Origin of the sequence: Streptomonospora nanhaiensis (assembly GCF_013410565.1) — a bacterium.
GTDB classification, from domain to species: Bacteria; Actinomycetota; Actinomycetes; order Streptosporangiales; family Streptosporangiaceae; genus Streptomonospora; species Streptomonospora nanhaiensis.
The window spans coordinates 5163381-5181636 of record NZ_JACCFO010000001.1 but is presented as its reverse complement, the minus strand read 5'-3'; the positions used below and the strand labels follow the sequence as shown (position 1 = coordinate 5181636).

17 protein-coding genes are annotated in these 18256 nt (G+C 78.0%); 7 read left to right on the top strand and 10 right to left on the bottom strand.

Annotation, left to right across the window (positions count from 1 at the left end; genetic code table 11):
- Positions 1-45: 45 nt before the first annotated feature.
- Complete coding sequence (locus HNR12_RS23045; protein WP_179769521.1) at positions 46-813, top strand: MBL fold metallo-hydrolase; 768 nt, start codon at positions 46-48, stop codon at positions 811-813.
- 281 nt (positions 814-1094) lie between these two features.
- Here the strand turns inward: HNR12_RS23045 and HNR12_RS23040 are convergent, their stop codons facing one another.
- Positions 1095-3722 (bottom strand): FtsX-like permease family protein, encoded by a 2628-nt coding sequence (locus HNR12_RS23040; protein ID WP_179769520.1) that lies wholly within the window; start codon positions 3720-3722, stop codon positions 1095-1097.
- 4 nt (positions 3723-3726) lie between these two features.
- Positions 3727-4503 carry an ABC transporter ATP-binding protein gene (locus tag HNR12_RS23035; RefSeq protein WP_394353922.1) on the bottom strand — a complete coding sequence of 259 codons (777 nt, stop codon included), beginning with the start codon at positions 4501-4503 and terminating at the stop codon, positions 3727-3729.
- Positions 4504-4922: 419 nt separating this feature from the next.
- Here HNR12_RS23035 and HNR12_RS23030 point away from each other — a divergent pair, with 419 nt between their 5' ends.
- Positions 4923-6446: a histidine kinase gene (locus tag HNR12_RS23030; RefSeq protein WP_179769519.1), complete on the top strand. Its 1524-nt coding sequence runs from the start codon at positions 4923-4925 to the stop codon at positions 6444-6446.
- Positions 6443-7102, top strand: coding sequence for a response regulator (locus HNR12_RS23025; RefSeq protein WP_179770847.1), 660 nt, complete (start codon positions 6443-6445; stop codon positions 7100-7102). The genes HNR12_RS23030 and HNR12_RS23025 overlap by 4 nt, the downstream gene beginning before the upstream one ends.
- A gap of 17 nt (positions 7103-7119) precedes the next feature.
- Here the strand turns inward: HNR12_RS23025 and HNR12_RS23020 are convergent, their stop codons facing one another.
- Entirely contained in the window at positions 7120-8400 is a 1281-nt protein-coding gene (locus tag HNR12_RS23020; protein WP_179769518.1) for a nucleotide disphospho-sugar-binding domain-containing protein, read from the bottom strand.
- Positions 8397-8654 carry a hypothetical protein gene (locus tag HNR12_RS28725; RefSeq protein WP_179769517.1) on the bottom strand — a complete coding sequence of 86 codons (258 nt, stop codon included), beginning with the start codon at positions 8652-8654 and terminating at the stop codon, positions 8397-8399. The genes HNR12_RS23020 and HNR12_RS28725 overlap by 4 nt, the downstream gene beginning before the upstream one ends.
- Before the next feature lie 32 nt (positions 8655-8686).
- Here HNR12_RS28725 and HNR12_RS23010 point away from each other — a divergent pair, with 32 nt between their 5' ends.
- The 4 genes from HNR12_RS23010 to HNR12_RS22995 all read left to right on the top strand — a co-directional run bounded on the left by HNR12_RS23010 (position 8687) and on the right by HNR12_RS22995 (position 11717).
- Complete coding sequence (locus tag HNR12_RS23010) at positions 8687-9244, top strand: MFS transporter (protein WP_179770846.1); 558 nt, start codon at positions 8687-8689, stop codon at positions 9242-9244.
- Between the two features lie 73 nt (positions 9245-9317).
- A complete protein-coding gene (locus HNR12_RS23005; RefSeq protein ID WP_179769516.1) occupies positions 9318-10694 on the top strand; it encodes an acyclic terpene utilization AtuA family protein in 1377 nt (458 codons plus the stop codon).
- A complete protein-coding gene (locus HNR12_RS23000) occupies positions 10687-11049 on the top strand; it encodes a DUF4387 domain-containing protein (protein WP_179769515.1) in 363 nt (120 codons plus the stop codon). Before HNR12_RS23005 ends, HNR12_RS23000 begins: the two co-directional genes overlap by 8 nt.
- A complete protein-coding gene (locus HNR12_RS22995; protein ID WP_179769514.1) occupies positions 11046-11717 on the top strand; it encodes an RraA family protein in 672 nt (223 codons plus the stop codon). The genes HNR12_RS23000 and HNR12_RS22995 overlap by 4 nt, the downstream gene beginning before the upstream one ends.
- 65 nt (positions 11718-11782) lie before the next feature.
- On the opposite strand, the gene HNR12_RS22990 is transcribed toward HNR12_RS22995, so the two are convergent.
- The 6 genes from HNR12_RS22990 to HNR12_RS22965 form a co-directional block, all read right to left on the bottom strand.
- The gene (locus tag HNR12_RS22990; RefSeq protein ID WP_179769513.1) at positions 11783-12751 is read right to left on the bottom strand and encodes a formylglycine-generating enzyme family protein; all 969 of its coding nucleotides are present in this window, start codon (positions 12749-12751) and stop codon (positions 11783-11785) included.
- Positions 12752-12903: 152 nt separating this feature from the next.
- Positions 12904-13503 (bottom strand): DUF7691 family protein, encoded by a 600-nt coding sequence (locus tag HNR12_RS22985; RefSeq protein ID WP_179769512.1) that lies wholly within the window; start codon positions 13501-13503, stop codon positions 12904-12906.
- Between the two features lie 41 nt (positions 13504-13544).
- Positions 13545-14342 (bottom strand): alpha/beta fold hydrolase, encoded by a 798-nt coding sequence (locus tag HNR12_RS22980; RefSeq protein WP_179769511.1) that lies wholly within the window; start codon positions 14340-14342, stop codon positions 13545-13547.
- Positions 14343-14487: 145 nt separating this feature from the next.
- Complete coding sequence (locus tag HNR12_RS22975; protein WP_179769510.1) at positions 14488-15783, bottom strand: erythromycin esterase family protein; 1296 nt, start codon at positions 15781-15783, stop codon at positions 14488-14490.
- A 147-nt stretch (positions 15784-15930) separates the two neighbouring features.
- A complete protein-coding gene (locus HNR12_RS22970) occupies positions 15931-16590 on the bottom strand; it encodes a CatB-related O-acetyltransferase (protein WP_179769509.1) in 660 nt (219 codons plus the stop codon).
- A gap of 41 nt (positions 16591-16631) precedes the next feature.
- Positions 16632-18251, bottom strand: coding sequence for an ABC-F family ATP-binding cassette domain-containing protein (locus tag HNR12_RS22965; RefSeq protein WP_179769508.1), 1620 nt, complete (start codon positions 18249-18251; stop codon positions 16632-16634).
- Positions 18252-18256 lie beyond the last annotated feature (5 nt).

Sequence of the window (18256 nt, the reverse complement as noted above, 5' to 3'; positions counted from 1 at the left end):
CACCGGCCCCTCCGCGCGCCCGGCCCCCTCCGCGAAGGAGCGCCCATGGCGCGCACGCCCGCCTTCCGTGTCGTCCCGGCCGCCGACGGCGTGTTCCTCATCCGGGGCCCGGCCGTCAACTGGGCGCTGATCGCCGACGGCGACGCCCTCACCCTGATCGACGGCGGGTACCCGGCCTACGCCGACGCCGTCGAGGCGTCGATCCGCGCGGTCGGCCGCCGCCCGGCGGACGTTGCCGCGGTGCTGGTCACCCACGGGCACGTCGACCACATCGGCTCGCTGGCGCGGTTCGCCGCGCGCCACGGCGCGCCCGTCTACGCCGGAGCCGCCGAGGTCCCCCACGTCCGGCGCGCGTTCCTCCAGCAGGTCACCCCCGCCCGGATCCTGCGCAACGCCTGGCGGCCGCGCGTGCCGCCCTGGGTGGCGCACCTGGTGCGCGCGGGCGCGCTGCGGGACTGCCGCGTGGAGGCGGTGCGCCCGCTGCCGCCCGAGGGCCCGCTGGACGTCCCGGGTCGGCCCGTGCCCGTGCCCACGCCCGGCCACACCTCCGGCCACCTGTGCTACCACCTGCCCGGGCGCGGCGTCCTGGTCACCGGTGACGCCCTGGTGACCGGGCACCCGCTCTCCCGGTTGGCCGGCCCCCAGCCGCTGCCGTCGATGTTCGACCACGACCGGTCCGCGGCCCTGGCCTCCATGGCGGCCCTGCGGTCCTGTGCCGCCGACACCCTCCTCCCCGGCCACGGCCCCCTGTGGCGCGGCACCCCCGAGGACGCCGTGACCCGGGCCCGCGACCGCGCCGAACTCGTCTGGTAGCGCTGCGGCGGGCCCGCCCCCGGGTGCCCCTGCGCCCCGCCCGGCGGGGCCGGGGCACGTAGCGGTACCCGCGTGCGGGGCCCGCCCTCCACTCCGCCTTCGGACGGCGGCGTGCTCCTCAGCGCCTCGCCGCCGACGCCACCGCCCCGCGCGACGGGGGGCGGGCCCGGCGGGCCACGCGCCCGGCGGTTCCTCCGCGCAGCGGGCCGAAGGCGGCCGCCGCCCCGGCGCCGCCCGGCGGCCCGCCGCGCTCGGCCCGCGACCGCCGGGCGCGCCCGGCGCTACCCCCCTCCCCCGCCGGCCGAGGTCAGCGACGACACGCGGATACGCGACGCCGACCGGGCGGGCGGCAGCGCCGCGAGCAGGCCGGCGGGGACCGCCGCGGCGAGGAGCAGCGCCACCCGCCCCAGCGGGATGTCGGGCACCATGTCCGGCATGGCCGCGTCCGCCGCGGCCAGGCCGAACGCCGTGCCCAGGCCCGCGCCGACGGCCGTGCCCAGCACCGCGACCAGCAGCGCCTCCGCCGCCAGCGTCAGCAGCAGCCCGCCGCGGGTCAGGCCCAGGGCCCGCAGCAGCGCGATCTCGCGCCCGCGCTCCAGCACCGACAGCGCCAGCGTGTTGCCGACACCCACCACCGCGATCGCGACCGCCACCCCCAGCAGCGCGGCCACCACCAGGAAGACGCCGTCGAACATCCGCCCGTACTGGTCCCGCTGCGCGGCCGCGCTGGAGACCTCCACTCCCGGGTGGTCGGCCGCCACCCGCTCCACCGCCGCGCGCACCTCCGCGGCGTCCGCGTCCTCGGCGCCGGTGACCAGCAGTGAACTGTCGCCTACCGCGTCGGGGAACAGCCGGGCGAAGTCGGCGGGGTCGAGGGTGAGGCCCGCGGGGAAGTCCACCGCCACCGCCGCCACCCGCAACTGGGCCCGGGCCGGCGCGCCCGGTCCGTCCCCGCCGAGGGCGACGGAGTCGCCGACGCCCAGGCCCAGCCGCCGGGCGGTGTCCTCGGCGACCGCCACCCGGCCCGGCGCGACGTCGGCCAGGTCTCCCGCCGCCGTGTCCGCGGCGAGGTCGACACCCAGCCGCGCGCCGGGATAGGCGGTCACCGCCACCGTGCCGCCCGGACCGGTTCCCGCGGCCGCCGCACCGCCCCCTGCGCCCTCCGCGCCGCCGGGGCCCGCCCCGAGCCGGGCCTGCGCCCGGCGCACCCGCACGACCTCGCCGACCGCCGGGCTCTCCCGGAGTTCGGCGGCCAGCCCGGGGGGAAGCCGCCGATCGCCGGCCAGCCCGGCGCCCGACCCGGCGGGCACGAGGGCGTAGTCCGCCGGCATCTCGCGGGCCATCACGTGGGCGAGCGTGGCCTGCACCGACGCGCTCACCACCGTGTATCCGGTGATCAGCCCGGCGCCCACGGCCAGGGCGACCACGGCGGCCGCGGTCCGGCGCGGTGCGCGCCGCGCGTTCTCCGCGCCCAGGCGCGCGGCCGTACCCAGGCCGCCGAGCGCCGCCGCCGCCAGGCGGGCGGCCGCCGACACCAGCAACGGCGCCACCGGAAGCACCGCGCCGAACGCCACCAGGCCCCCGCCCGCGACCACCGCCATCGCGGCGGGGCCGGGCTCGGCGGCCGTTCCCACCGCTGTGACGGCCGCCGCCACCGCCGCGAGAGCCCCGGAGGCCGCCAGACGGCCGCGAGCGCCCCGGCGGCTCCCCACCGCGTCGGCGTCGGCTGTGGCGGCCTCGCGCAGCGCGGCCAGCGGTGCGGTGCGGGTGGCCAGGTAGGCGGGCCGCAGGGCGGCGGCGAGCGTTGCCACCACGCCCGCCGCCAGCCCGAGCAGCACCGCGCCGGGCCGCACGACCGGGACCAGTGCGCCCGCGCCCGGCCCGAACACCGCGGCGGCGCCGGGCAGGGCCGCGCCGATGCGCACCGCGCCCACGGCCGCGCCGATCCCCGCGAGCACGCCGGCGCCCGCCGACACCGCGCCCACCACCAGGGCCTCGGCCACCACGCCCGCGAACACCTGCCCGCGGGTCGCCCCCAGGCAGCGCAGCAGCGCCGTCTCGGCCCGCCCGCGGCTCACCAGCACCGCGAAGGTGTTGCCGATGACGAGCGCCGCGACGAACAGCGCCACCGCGGCGAAGAGCAGCAGCGCGGTGCCGATGGTGCGCGTCCGCACCCCGGCGTCCTCGGCGGTGGCCCGGCCGAACTCCGCGCCGGTCATCGTCTCGGCCCGCGCGCCGAGCGCGTGGGCGAGAGCCGCGCGCGCCCGCTCCGGCGCGACCCCCTCCGCTGCGCGCACGGAGATCTCACCGAACCCCTCGGCACCGGTGACCCGGCGCGCGGTCGGCGGCGCGAACACCACCGCGCCGCGCTGGGCCACCTCCAAGTCCAGGCCGAAGTCCACCAGCCCGGTGACGGTGAAGTCGTGTTCGGCGCCGTCGTGGCCGACCACGGTCACCGTGTCGCCGACGGCGTACCCGGCGGCCTCTGCGCTGGTGGTGGCCAGCGCCGCCTCAGCGGGCGCGGCCGGCAGCCGGCCCTCGTCGGCGACCAGGCGCGACGCCGCGCCGCCGGCCGACAGCGCCAGCGCGGGCACGCCGCCCAGCGCCCGGCCGCCGCGGTCGAGCAGCACGGCCTCGCCCCGCACGGTGCCGGCGGCCGCGGCCACCTCCGGCAGTTCCCGCACCTTCGCCAGTCCGTCGGCGGGCAGGGGCCGGGCGGGGTCGGCGGGCAGGGCCACGGCGTCCACCCGGTCGGCGCGGCCCTCGGCCTGGGCCGCGAAGCGCGCGTCGAGGCTGTCGGTGAACACCAGGGTCGCCGTCACGAAGGCGACGCCGAGGACGATGGCCAGGGCCGTCGCCGCGAAGCGGCCCGCGCGCGGCCGCGGACGGGCCTGTGTGATGCGCCGCATCGGCTCAGCCCTCCAGTCCCAGAAGGCGGGCGGACACGGCCTCGGCCGTTGGCGCGGCCACGTCGTCGGCCACGCGGCCGTCCCGCAGGAAGACGACGCGGTCGGCGTAGGAGGCGGCGACGGGGTCGTGGGTCACCATGACGACCGTCTGGCCGAGTCCGCGCGCGGACTCGGCGAGGAAGTCCAGCACCTCCGCTCCCGAACGGGAGTCGAGGTTGCCGGTCGGCTCGTCGGCGTAGACGACGTCCGGCGCGCCCAGCAGGGCGCGGGCGACGGCCACGCGCTGCTGCTGCCCCCCGGAGAGCTTGGCGGGCAGGTGGTGCAGCCGGTCGGCCAGGCCGGTGACCGCCACGATGTGGTCGAACCGGGCGCGGTCGACCGGCCGCCGCGCGATCTGGGCGGGCAGCAGGATGTTCTGCTCGGCGGTGAGCGTGGGCAGCAGATTGAACGCCTGGAAGACGAAGCCGACCCGGTCGCGCCGCAGCAGGGTGAGCCGCCGGTCGTCCAGTCGGGTGATGTCCGTGCCGCCCAGGTGGACGCTGCCGGAGGTGGGCGTGTCGAGCCCCGCCAGGCAGTGCAGCAGCGTGGACTTCCCCGAGCCGGAGGGGCCCATGATGGCGGTGAAGGCCCCGCGGGCGAAGTCCACGCTGACGCCGTCCAGCGCGCGTACGGACGAGGTGCCGGTGCCGTGGGTCTTGACCACCCCGCGGGCGGCGACGGCGGCCGGGCCGCCCGGACGGTCGGGCGGCGTAGGCGCCGGGAACTGCGTGGTGTCCTGCACGTCGGTCCTCTGCTCCCTGTCGTGGTGTCACGGACGCGCGCGGTCGCGGCGCCGCGGTGCGGGCGTCCGGCACCGGCCCCGGCGCCGCGGCTCCCGTGCCGGGGCCGTACGCGTCGCCGCCGTCCGCGCGCCCGCTCGGAGCCCGCCGCCCGCCGGTCGGCGACGGTCCGACGCTAGGGAGCCGGGTGCGCCCGCGGCATCGCCCAAGCGGACCGGAGCCACTGCCGCTTTCGGGTGGTCCCGGACCGCTGACCGGCACTTTCGGGTGAGGGGCGACGCCCCGGCGCTGGCTAGAGTGCGGAGTGTGCGAGGAAGAGGACGATTCCCCCGCGCCGCCGGCACAGGGGCGGGGGCGCCGCCGCGCCGGTGGCCGTCGCGGGTCCGCGACGCCGGGCTGGCGGCCGCGCTGGCCGCCTGCGGTGGCGACGACCGGGCCCACCGGCCCCGTCTCGGTCTTCCTGCCGCTGCTGGCGCTGCGGTCGGTGGCGGCGGGCCGCCTGTCGGCGGAGGCGCGCACGGCGCCGCTGTGGCTCGGCGGCACCGTCGCCTGGTGCTTGGCGGGTGCGGTGCTGGGGGCCGAGCCCTGGTCGGGCATGGCCGATGCCATCGTCACCGTGCTGTTCGGGGTGCTGCCCTGGCTGGTCGGCCGCCACCTGCGCCAGCGCGGCGCCCTGCTGCGCGCCGGCTGGCAGCGGGCGGAGTCGCTGGAGCGGGAGCTGGCCGCCGTTTCCGAGCAGGAGCGGCTGCGCGAGCGCGCGCGGATCGCCGAGGAGATGCACGACTCCCTCGGCCACGAGCTGAGCCTGATGGCGGTACGCGCCGGCGCGCTGGAGGTCGCCCCCGGTCTGACCGAGGCGGAGTTCCGCAGCGCGGCGGGCGACCTGCGCGAGGGCGCGATGTCGGCCATCGACCGGCTGCAGCGGATCATCGGCGTCCTCGACGCCGACGCGGGCGCTGCGGGCGCTGCGGACGGCGGGACCGGGGATGCCTCCGCGTCCGGCCCGGGCCGCTCCGCCCCCGACGGGATCGGCGGCCTGGTGCGGCGGGCGGCCGCCGCCGGGATGGCGGTGGAGTGGGACGGCCGCGAGGTGGCGGGACCGGATCCGGTGGCGCGGCTGGCCGAGGCCGTGGTGCGCGAGGCCCTGACCAACGCCGCCAAGCACGCGCCGGGCGCCCGGGTGGTGGTCGCGGTCGAGACCCGGCGGCGGGGGCGCGCGGGCGCGCCGCCGACCTGGCCGGCCCTCCGCGCGGGGGCGACGACGGTCGCGGTGTCCAACGGGCCGCCCGGCGGCACCGCCCGGGAGGGGGCCTCCGGCGGCGGACGCGGCCTGGCCGCGCTGGCCGAGCGCGTGCGCGCGGCGGGCGGCTCGCTGGCCGCCGGGCCGCGCCCCGGCGGCGGCTTCCGCCTTGCCGCGGTCCTTCCGCACCGGGCCGCCGGCGCCCTTCCCCGCCAGGGGGTTGAGGGCCGCCGCCCGCGGCGCGTCCCCGCCGAACTCGCGCAGATCGCGGGGGTGTGCGTCGGGCTGCTGCTGCCCCTGGTGGTCGCCTGGTACGCCTACGCCGCCCACCTCGACCGCGACGCCGCGCTCAGCGCCGCGGAGTACGCCCGCGTCACCGTGGGACAGGAGCGGGGCGCGGCCGATGCCGTGCTGCCGGAGGCGTCGCTGCCGGACACCGCCCTCGTCCCCGAGGAGCTGCGCCGGGCCGCCGTGACCGGACCCTCCGCGGACTGCGCCTACTACCGGTCCCGGCCGGGGCCCCCGTGGTCGCCCGCCTTCGTCTACGGCGTGTGCTTCCAGGACGACCGCGTGGTCCGCACGTGCCGCTACGACCTGGCGCGCAGGTCCGCCGGGGACGCGCTGCGCTGCGAGAGCGCCGAGGGGGCCGCTCCCCGGGGCGGGCTGGACACCGCGGGCGCGGAAGGCGGGGCGGGGCGATGGTGATCAGGGTGGTCCTCGCCGACGACGAGGCGCTGATCCGCGTCGGGGTGCGCACGATCCTGTCAGCCGACCCCGGCATCGCCGTCGTGGGCGAGGCCGCGACCGGCGCCGCGCTCGTCGACCTGGCCGCCGCCGAGCGGCCCGACGTGGCGCTGGTGGACATCCAGATGCCCGGCGGCGACGGTCTCAGCGCCATCGCCGGGCTGCGCCGCGCCTCCCCCGGCACCGCCGTGGCCGTGCTGACCACGTTCGGCAGGGACGAGTACGTGGTCCGCGCGCTGGGCGAGGGCGCCAACGGGTTCCTGCTCAAGGCGGGCGACCCGCGCGAACTGATCGCCGGCGTCCACACCGTTGCGGCCGGAGGGGCGTGCCTGTCGCCCCGGCTGGCCCGGCGTCTGGCCGAGCGCTTCCGCTCCGAGCCCGAGCGCCCCGAACCCGCCGCCGACGCGGCCCGGCGCCTGGCGGCGCTGAGCCCTCGGGAGCGCGACGTGCTCGCGCTGCTCGGCGAGGGCCTGTCCAACGCCGCCATCGCCCGCCGCCTGCACCTGGCCGAGGACACGGTCAAGACCCACGTCAGCTCGGTGCTGGCCCGCCTGGACGTCGGCAACCGGGTCCAGGCGGCGATCGTCGCCTACCAGTCGGGCCTGGTGCGCGGCTGACCCCGCCGGGCACCGGCTCAGGCCGGGAGTCCGGATCGGACGCGCTCCAGGACGGCGACGGCGCCCTCGGCGCCGGGCTCGGCGCGGGCGAGGGCGCCCCGGTCGCGGGCGCGCTCGGCCAGCGCGGTGGTGGTCGCGGCCTCGGCGACCGCCGCCGCCAGGCGTTCGGCGGTCAACTCCTGACCCCGCAGCGGGCGGACGGCGATGCCCGAGGCGTGGGCGCGCTCGGCCCAGAACGGCTGGTCCCCCCAGAAGGGGCAGACCACCTGCGGGCGCCCGGCCGCCAGGGCGGCGCCCGTGGTCCCGTCTCCCCCGTGGTGCACGACCGCCGCGCAGCGGGGGAACAGCAGTTCGTGGGGGGCCTTGTCGATGACCAGCACGTCGTCGCCGCTGTGCGCGGAGGCGTCGATGCCGCCCCAGCCCGAGGCGATGACCGCCCGCACCCCCGCCGCCCGCGCGGCGCCCGCCATCACCTGGCCGCTGCGCGCCGGGTCGGTGCCGGGCATGCTGCTGAACCCGATGAACACCGGCGGCGGGCCGGCCGCCAGGAACTCCTCGACGCGCGGCTCCAGGGCCGCCCCGGGTGCGGCCAGGAACCAGAAGCCAGTGGTGTGCACGCGGTCGGGGTAGCCGGTGTGGGCGGGCAGCAGGTGGCGGCTGAAGCCCTGCAGGACGGTGGAGGGCGCGCCGTCGGCCTGGCGCAGGATGTCGTCGCGGCCCGGGCGGCGGGGCAGGCCCAGGCGCTCGGCGCGCAGCCGGTCGGCCACCGGCGCCAGGGCGCGCACCGACAGCGCCAGCAGGCGGTAGGTCGTCCGGTTCAGCGCGGCCGGGACCCGGGTGGCGGGGAACCCGGCCGCGGGGAAGGCGGAGGTGGGCACCCACGTGGGCTGGAGCAGGGCGGGCACCGCGGGCACCCCGAGGCGCTCGGCGATGTGGCCGCCGGGCATGCCGGGGTGGTGCACCACCAGGTCGGCGCCGCCCTCCGCCGCGTCGGCCATGTCGGAGTACACGCGGTACATGAGCGGCTTGATGCGGCGCATAACCTTCACGGCCTCGGCGGTGCCGCGCAGCCCCCGCAGCCCGGTGTCCATGGCGCCGTCCAGGTCGGGGTCGCCCATCAGGGCGTTGGGGCCGTCGTCGACGGGGTGGTAGTCGACGCCGTACTCGGCGGCCAGGGGTGCGCTCGCGGCGGGGCCGGCGACCAGCGCGCCGTGCCCGGCCCCGCGCAGGGCGCGGGCCAGGGCCAGGAAGGGCTGCACGTCGCCGCGGGTGCCGTGGGTCAGCAGAAGGGCCTTCACGTGTTCTCCTCGGGGGCGGTGGTGCCGGTGCGGCGCTCGCGGACCCGGTCCCAGGCGCGCAGCCAGCGGTCGTCGGCGAACAGGCCGTGTGTGAGCATGTCCAGGCCGATGCGCGAGAAGCGCAGGGTGGTGTCCAGGCCGGTGATGTCGGCACCCATGGCGCGGGACACGTGGTCGCCGAAGGCCATGGGCGCCAGGAGCCAGGCGACGTAGACGGCCGCCCGCGCCCGGGGGTCCTCGTCGGAGGGGCGCACCCAGCCGCGACCCCCGCCGCGAGCGGCTCCTCATCATCCTGGCCATCCTGCTGTTCGGCTGCGCCTGGGCGGCCTCGCGGGCCCTGGTCACGCCCTACGGGATGGAGGCGCTGGGGCTGTCGCGCGGCGCCGCCGGCGGCCTCACCCTGCCCAGCGGGGTGGTCTTCATCGTCGCCGCGCTCCCCGCGGCGCTGCTGTCCGAGCGCGTGGGGCGGCTGCGCGTCATGGCCCTCGGCATGGCGCTGTTCGCCGCCTCGCTCACGGCCGGGGCGCTGGTGAACTCCCCCGCCGCGGCCGCCGTCGCCCTGAGCGTGGGCGCGGTCGGCGCCTCGGGCTTTTTGGTCAACGGGGCGGTGATCCTGTGGAACCTCGCCCCCTCGGCCCGCGTGTTCGGCACCTACACCGGCCTGTACACGGTCGGGTGGGCCTCGGGCGGCTTCCTCGGTCCGGCCCTGGTCGGAGCCATGGTCGAGGTGACCGGGTGGCGCTTCATGCTCGCCGACGCCGCCCTGCTCGCCGCGCTGGCGGTCGGCGTGGTGCTGCGCGTGATCGCGCTGCGCCGCCGCGCCGGGGCGGCGCGGGCGCTGTGATTGCCACGGCCGGCGCCAGAGGCCCGCCGCCCCCGCCGAACCCGCCGCTCCGCCACCACCAAGGAAGGACCACATGGACGACACCGCAGTGCGGATCCTCGTACCGGCCGGCATGCTCGGAGCCGGGTTCCCCCCGGAGACGGTCGAGCGCGGCATCGCCCTGGGCGCCGACGTCATCGCGATCGACGGCGGCTCCACCGACTCCGGCCCGTTCTACCTCGGATCGGCCTCGCCCAAGACCACCCGCGCCCAGGTCGAGTGCGACCTGCGCGTCCTGCTCCGGGCGGCGTCCGCCGCGCGCATCCCGCTCGTCGTCGGCTCCTGCGGCACCGGCGGCACCGACGCCGGGGTGGACTGGGTCGCCGGCATCGCCGGGGACATCATCGCCGCCGAAGGGCTGGGGCTGACCGTCGCCGCGGTCTACAGCGAGCAGAAGGCGTCCGCGCTGGCCGGGCGCCTCGCGGCCGGCGCCGTCCACCCGCTGCCGCCGCTCGGCCCGCTCGACGCCCGAACCCTGGAGGACTGCACCCACATCGTCGGCATGATGGGCCACGAGCCCATCGAGGCGGCGCTGCGCGGCGGCGCCCAGGTCGTGCTGGCCGGGCGCGCCACCGACACCGCCGTGGCCGCCGCCTACCCCCTGATGCGCGGCATGCCCCCGGGCCCGACCTGGCACGCCGCCAAGATCGTGGAGTGCGGCGGCCAGTGCACGACCAACCCGCGCGCCGGCGGGGTGCTGGCCACCATCGACCGGGACGGCTTCACCGTCGAACCGCTCGACCCGGCCGCGGCCTGCACCCCCGCCTCCGTGGCGGCGCACATGCTCTACGAGACCGCCGACCCGTTCCGGATGCGCGAGCCGGCGGGCACGATCGACGTCACCCGGGCGACCTACCGCGCCCTGGACGAGCGGACCGTCCGGGTGGAGGGGTCGGAGTTCGAGCCCGCGGCCCAGCACACCGTCAAGCTGGAGGGGGCGCGCATCAGCGGGTACGAGACGATGTCCTTCACCGCGATCCGCGACCCCCGCATCACGGCCGGGATCGAGGAGTGGGCCGCGCTCCTGCTCCGGGTCCTCGGCGACCGGGTGCGGGCGACCCTGGACCTGGGGCCCGACGACTACGCCGTGGACATCCGGCTCTACGGCCACAACGCCGTCCTGAAGGAGCGCGAACCCGACACCGGACCCGCCCGCGAGGTCGGGGTCATGCTGCTGGTCCACGCGGCGGACCAGGCCACGGCCACCGCCGTCGCCAAGGTCGCCAACCCGCTCCTGCTGCACCTGCCCGCGGCCGGCATGTCCTACCTGCCCAGCACCGCCTTCCCCTTCTCGCCGGCCGAGACCGAGCGCGGCCCCGCGTACGAGTTCGTCCTCAACCACGTCGTGGACGTCGCGGACCCCGCCGAACTGTTCCGCACCGAGTACCGAAAGGCCCCCGCCGATGCCTGAGACCCCCGCGGCCCGGGAGACCCTGCACGACCTCGCCCTGGAGGTCCGCTCCAAGAACGCGGGCCCGTTCTGGACCACCCTGGAGCTGTTCATGCGCGACGAGGCCGGCTACGCGGCGGCCGCCGACCCCGCGTTCCTCAACGAGGAGGTGGTGGCCCGGCTGTACCGCGTCCCCGCCGACCAGGTCCGCGTCTTCCGCATCCCCGCGCTCAACGTCGTGAAGATCGCCTTCCCCCGGCCGGTGGCCCAGGGCGGGCTGGGTGACCGCGACGTCCACTCGGGCCAGCAGCACGTGCCCCTGGCGCTGCTCGTGCCGCCCGCCGCCGGCGCGCGCTCCCCGAAGGCCGGCGCGTGAGCCCGGCGGCGCCCGACCTCGCGGCCCTGGCCCGGTGGGACACGCCCGCGCTGAGCAACGCGCTGCGCCGCACCGACGCGGGGGCCGACGGCCAGGAGTACACCGACGGCTCGATCCACCGGGTCGCCGGGCCGACGATGGCGGGCATCGCCGTCACCGCCACGATGCGGGCCCGCCGGCCGGGCGGCGACGCGGTCCCCGTCGCGGAGCTGCACCGCGCCGTCCTCGCGGTCGGCGGACCGGCCGTCGTGGTGGTGCAGGACCTCGACGAGGAGCCCGGCGCCGGCGCGTTCCTCGGCGAGGTCAACGGGACCCTGCTGGCCGCGCTGCGGATCTCGGGCTTCGTCACCAACGGCCGGGTGCGCGACGTGCCCGACCTCCAGGGGATGGGGTTCGCCGTCCACGCCGCCGGCGCGTGCGTGGCCCGCGCCCACATGCGGCTGACGGCGGTCGGGGTGCCCGTGCGGGTGGCCGGACTCGACGTGGCGCCGGGCGACCTGCTGCACGGCGACGGCCACGGCGTGCTCAAGATCCCGGCCGCCGCCGCACCCGCCCTGCCCGCCCTGGCCGAGGCGGTCCGCGCGGAGGAGCAGGAGGTCGTGTCCTGGGCCCGGTCCGCCGACTTCACCCCCGAACGCCTGCTCGCCCTCAAGCGGGTACGCCACTGAGCGGGCGGCCGCGGCCGCCCGGTGGCGCCGCGCCGGGCTCCGGCGGCGGCGGAAGAGGACGGGGGTCAGCGCGCCACGCGGAAACCCGTGTTGCCGCTGGAACTGTCGGGCGTGTTGCCCATCCGCGCCGAGGTGCGGTAGCGGAAGCAGTAGGACTCGTGGCACATGTGCGAACCGCCCCGGAGCACCCGGGCCTGCCCGTAGCGCGGACCCGTGGGATCCACCCGCGGGCCCGCGCGGTGGTAGCGCGGGTTGAACCAGTCGGCGCACCACTCCCACACGTTGCCCGTCATGTTGTACAGGCCGTGGCCGTTGGGCGGGAACGCGTCGACCGGGCAGGTACCGGAGTAGCCGTCGGCGGCGGTGTCGCGGTCGGGGAACGGGCCCTGCCAGACGTTCATGCGGTGCTCACCGCCGGGCTCGCGCTCCGCGCCCCAGGGGTAGGGCATGCCGGCCAGGCCGCCGCGTGCCGCGTACTCCCACTCGGCCTCGGTCGGCAGCCGGACCCCGGCCCAGCGGCAGTAGGCCAGCGCGTCGTCGTGGGAGACGTGCACGACCGGGTGGTCCCAGCGGCCGCGCAGCCCGGATCCGGGCCCCTCGGGGTGGCGCCAGTCGCCGCCGTGCACCTGCCGCCACCACGGCGCGCCGGCCGCCCCGGCGGTGGTCGGGAAGCGGCGCGGCAGGAACCCCGCGAAGACGAAGGTCCAGCCGAAGCGCTCGGCGTCGGTGGTGTACCCCGTCGCGTCCGCGAACGCCGCGAACTCGGTGTTGGTGACGGCGGTGGCGGCGATCTCGAACGGGCTGAGCACGACCTCGCGGACGGGCCCCTCGCCGTCCTCGGGATAGGGGCCGTCGTCGCAGCCCATGAGGAACGCGCCGCCCGCCAGCGCCCGCCAGCCGCCGTGCGGCTCGGGGGCCGGCGCCGCCCCGGCGGCCGGCGCCGCGGCCGGCGCGGGCGCCCCGGAGGCCCGCGCGCCGTCCCGCGCCGGGGCGCAGCACGCGCGGGGCTGCGGGGAGGAGGGGGGTGCGCTCATGGGCTGCTTCTTGCGCGGGGCGGGCCAAAGACGATCGTCGGGACCCTCATTCTCCCGCGGCGGGCACCGGGGCGGGAGGTACGAGGTCCCCGGGGCGCCGGGTCCGCGCGCCGCCGGACTCGCGGTTCGGCGGGCGCGGATCCGGCCCCGTGTCAGCTGAAGAAGCCGGCGACACCCCGCCCGGCCGCCACCGCGTTGGCGCACCACTCCATGCAGGACTCGGCGGCCTCGCGGACCTCGCGGTCGAGGGCGGCCTTGGCGTCGTCGGTGGCGGCCGCCCACTGCTCGTGGGCCTTGCGGCGCTCCTCCGCGCTCCACTCGCCGTAGCACGGCACGAAGTCGGGCGCCGGGATCGGCGCCGGAGGCCGGTCCATGCTGAACTCGTCGACCCTGACCGCGGTCACGCCCACGGCGGCCAGGCCCTCGTCGACCGTCTCCAGCCACCCCGACCGCATCGGGGAGAAGTCGTTGTTGTACTGGGCGCGGCCGTGGAACTCGCAGATCCACTTGTAGGCGTAGCCGTACATGCTGCCGTGGCCGGCGTCGAACGGCCCGCCGTCGATGACGGCGCGGATCGCGTCGTGGATGCCCGGACCGCCCTCGTCGGCCACGTGGCTGAACTGCTGGTCGAACGCCGCCAGATGCCTCTTGAACCGGCCGCCGATCATCCGGCGCAGCTTGTCGTCCTTCGACCCGACGGCCCCGTGCAGCGTGTCGAGGTCGACCACATACGTCGTCAGCGCGTAACTCATGGCGCGACGCTATCGGCGGCCTGCGACGTTCACCAACCGGCTCATGCGAGGAACGCCGCGACCAGTCCACCGGCCTCGGCCCGGTGCTCCTCGAAGTAGGCGTGCCGGGCCCCGGGGAGCAGGTGCGCGCGGGTGTCGGGGATTCGGTCGGCCAGCAGGGCGAGGTTGTCGGGCGGGGTGAGGCGGTCGTCGCCGCCGTGCAGGAGCAGGGTGGGGGCGCCGATGTGCGCGAGGGCGTCCCAGGCGTCGTGCCCGCTGCTCGCCCGCAGGTGGGCGCGCCGGGCGTGCGGGGGCATGTCCGCATCGCCCAGGGTCGTGTAGGGGCCGGGGTGGGCGGCGCGCCAGGCGGGGGTGTACATCAGGTCGGCCAGGGCCTCCCGCGCCCTGGCGGGGTCGGGCTGGGCCAGGGCGCGGCGCACCGAGGCGTCGCGCTCCACGGCGTGCGGCCCGCCCGGCGAGGTGCAGCCCAGCACCAGCCGCCGGACGCGCCCGGGGTAGCGGGCGGCGAGCCACTGCGCGACCCGGCCGCCCATGGAGGTCCCGTAGACGTCGGCGCGCTCGACGCCGAGGTGGTCCAGGACCGCCACCACGTCGTCGGCGAACAGCGGCGTGGAGTAGGGCCCGGCGGGCGCGCCGCTGCCGCCGGTGCCCCGGTAGTCGAGGGTGATCGTGGTGTGGGCGCCGTGGAAGTCCGCGCGCACGGGGTCCCACCAGTGGTGGTTGTTCGCCTGCCCGGCGAGGAGGACGAGCGGGTGCCCCCGGCCCTCGTGCTGGTAGGCCAGTGCCGTGCCGTCGGCGGCGCGGGCGACGGCGTGGACGCGGTGCTCGGTGTCGGTCATGGGCGGTCCCGGGGCTGGGGCGGGCGGGTGGGAGCCGGGCGGGGGCGCGCGGCGGCGCCCCGGCCCGCGCGGGGGCGCCGCCCAGCCTACGGGGGCCGCGCGCGGCGCCGCGGCGGCCGGGGCGCGGCGCGGGCGCCGGAGTGCTTCACCCGGCGCCGAGGACGTCGGCGGCGGTGGACTCCGGGGTGCACAGGATGCCGTCGAACGCCTCGAGGACGGGTGTGCGCAGGTGGGTGCTCTGCATCCGGACGCGGTCGGGCCCCGGGGCCGGATCAGCGCCCTCCCCCGCCGACGCGTGTATCCGGCGCAGATCGGCGACGCCGGGCCCGAGGCCGGCCTCGGCGAAGGCGGCCTCGACGCCGCCCGGCTCGGGCGGACCCAGCGGGGTGGTGTCGAGGACGAAGCCGAAGCGGGCGTTCTCGTCGCGGCGCATCTCGGGGGTGTGGCCGGTGACGCTGGTCAGGCCCAGGGCGAAGTAGCCGTCGCCGAGGGCCTCGCGCAGGTGCCGGCCCATGGGGAACCCGGTGAGGCGGCCGTCGAAGGAGATCGGCGCCTTCTGGATGTGGGCGTTGTGGGCCATCAGCACCACGCGGGTGCCGGGCGCGCCGCGCTCCAGGTGCCACAGCAGCGACTCGGCCATGTAGCGGTCGCGGGCGGAGGTGTCGGCCGTGAGCCCCTTCCCGGCGAAGAGGCCGGCCAGCGCGCGGAAGGTGTAGTCGGCGTGGCAGGCGCCCTCCAGGCGGCGCAGCGCGACGTCGTAGTCGTGCCGGGTGCCGCGCGAGGTGTACAGCGGCTCGACCGCGCGGAACCGGATCAGCAGCCGCGCCAGGGCCGCGCTGAGGGCGTCCTGCTCTGCGGTCGCCAGCCGGGCCCAGGCGGGGGCGGCCACGGCACCGGAGTCGCCCGCGAAGGAGGCGGCGATGCGGATCGCCGCCTCGGCCTCGGGGACCGCCTCGGGGTCGACCCGGCGCAGGTAGTCGGCGACCGGGGACAGCGCGGGCAGCAGGGAGCCGCCCGCGGCGGGGACGTCGACGCCGGCGAACCCCACCGGCCGCGCGGCGGTGCGGTTGTATCGGCGCAGCCGGCGCAGGGGGGCCTCGACCCCCACGGGGACCGCCCCGGCGAGGAGGGCCGCGAGGTCGGTGTCGGCGCCCTCGCCCCGGGCCCAGGCGTCGAGGCCGAACCCCTCGCTGAAGCCGTACTCGAAGGCCAGGACGGTGAACCCGCGGCGTTCGACCAGGTACCGCAGGAGGCGGTCGCGCAGCAGCGCGAACTCGCGGACGAAGTGGGAGTGCTCGCCGATCGCGACGACGCGGGCGTCGCCGATGACGCCGTCCAGCGGCTCCAGGTCGTCGAGCGGCGCGTCGGGGTCGAGGTGGGTGAGCGGGACGGTGTGGGCGCGCAGCAGGTCGGCGAACGGCGCGTGCGGGGTCGTGGGCATGGGGTTCCTCGGTTCCGGGCGCGGGGAGACTGGGTGGGGGCGGGTCGGGCCGCCGGCACGGGGGCACGGCGGCGGGCGTGGTGCGGGCGCGGAGGGAGAGCGGCGCCGGGATCGCTCACCGGACGGGCCCGGCGCCGCGCCGTCACCTCACGCGGTGCCGGCCTTTGCGTTGCCGGGCGCCGCGCGCTCCAGATCGTCGACGCTGCCGGACATGATCGTGCGGACGTGCTCGGTGATGTGCTCGATCGGCCAGTCCCACCAGGCCAGGGCCAGCAGGCGGTCGATGTCGGCCGGGCTGTGGCGGCGGCGGATGAGGCGGGCGGGGTTGCCGCCGACAACGCCGTAGTCGGGGACGTCGTCGACGACGACGGAGCCCGAGGCCACGATCGCGCCGTGCCCGATGCGCACGCCGGGCATCACCATGGCCCGGTAGCCGAGCCAGACGTCGTGGCCGAGCACGGTGTCGCCCCGGCCGGGCAGGCCGGTGATGAGGTCGAAGTGGTCGGCCCACGAGCCGCCCATGATCGGGAACGGGAACGTGGAGGGGCCGTCCATGCGGTGGTTGGCGCCGTTCATGATGAACCGCACGCCCTCCCCCAGCGCGCAGAACCGGCCGATCACCAGCTTCTCGGGGCCGTAGTGGTACAGCACGTTGCGGGTCTCGAAGGCGGTGGGGTCGTCGGGGTCGTCGTAGTAGGAGAACTCCCCGACCTCGATCAGCGGGGAGGTGACCAGCGGTTTGAGCAGCACCAGGCGCGGCTGGCCGGGCATCGGGTGGACCGCTGTCGGGTCGGCGGGCACGGGCATGGCAAAACGCTTTCTTCCGGGAACGGTGTGTGCGGAGCGGGTCAGGCCGTGGCGGCGGGCGCCTGGGCCGGCCCCAGGGCCAGGTGGTGGCCCCGCCACCGCCGGCGCAGCCGGCGGTCGTGGCTGACGACCACGACCGCGCCGCCGTACCCGGAGAGCGCGGCCTCCAGGTCCTCCACGAGGGCGGGCGAGAGGTGGTTGGTGGGCTCGTCCAGCAGCAGGACGTCGGCCGGGGTGCTGAGCAGCCGCGCCAGGGCGAGGCGCTGCCGCTGCCCGGTGGACAGCCGCCCGACCGGCACCGTGAGGTGCGCGGGGGCGAACAGGCCCAGCGCCAGCAGCCGGTCGGCGTGGTCGCCGGGGTCTCCCTCGCGGCCGCGGGCGAAGGCGGCCAGGAGGGTGTCGTCGGGTCGGCCGGGCACCGGGTCCTGGGGGAGGTGGGCGGTGCGGCCGCGCCGGGTGAGGCTCCCGCCGTCGGGGGCGAGGACGCCGGCCAGGACGCGGAGCAGGGTGCTCTTGCCCGTGCCGTTGGGCCCGGTGACCAGCAGGCGCCCGCCCGCCTCGACGGTGATGTCCACGGGCGCGAGCCGGCCCGCGACGGTGATCCCGGCGGCGTCGAGCACGGTGCCCTCCCGCCGGCCGGCGCGCAGGGCGGGGGTGAACCGCAGCGGCTCGGGCGGGGGCGGCACGGGGTCGGCGAGCAGCCGCCGCAGGCGCTCCTCGGCGTTGCGCACCCGGCCGGCCAGCGCCTGCTGGACGCGGCCGCCGGCCCGGTCGTAGGCCATCTTGTTGCCGTCCCGCATCGCGCGCCCGGGCGCCACCCGGCGGGCGGTGGTGGCGGCGGTCTCGCGCAGCCGGTCGACGTCGTCGCGCCACCGGGCGTGCGCCTGGGCCCACCGCCGCCGCGCCGCGGCCTTCTCGGCGAGGTAGCCCGGGTAGCCGCCGCCGTACCGGACGACGCGGCGGGTGTCGGCGTCGACCTCCAGCAGGGTGGTGGCGACGCGTTCGAGGAAGACCCGGTCGTGGGAGACCGCCACCGTGGTGCCGCGCCGGGTGCGCAGGTGGTCCTCCAGCCAGGTCAGCGCGGAGTCGTCGAGGTGGTTGGTGGGTTCGTCGAGCAGCAGGACCTCGGGCGAGGCCGCCAGCAGGGCCGCCAGCCGCAGCCGGACCCGCTCGCCGCCGGACAGGCCGCCAACGGCGCGGTCGCGGTCGACCAGCCCCAGGCCGAGGCCGTGCAGGGCGCGCTCCACGCGGGAGTCGGCGTCGTAGCCGCCGCGCAGTTCGAACGCGGTGGCCAGCTCGCCGTACTCGGCCAGGGCGGAGGTGTCGCCGCCGGCCATCGCCGCCTCCAGGCGGCGCATCCGCGCCTCGATCGCGCGCAGTCCGCTCAGCGCGCGGTCGACCACCTGCTGGACGGTGGCCTCGGGCGGCAGGGACTCGTGCTGGGCGAGGTAGCCGACACCGCCGTCGGCGTGGACCACCACCTCGCCCTGGTCGGGCCGCTCGCGCCCGGCGAACAGGCGCAGCAGCGTGGTCTTTCCGGAACCGTTCTCGCCGACGATCCCGGTGCGCTCGCCCGCGGCGAGCGAGCAGGTGACCGAGTCAAGGACGGGCCTGCCGTCGAACGCCTTGCTGACGGCGCGCGCGGTGATCTGAGTGGGCATGCGTG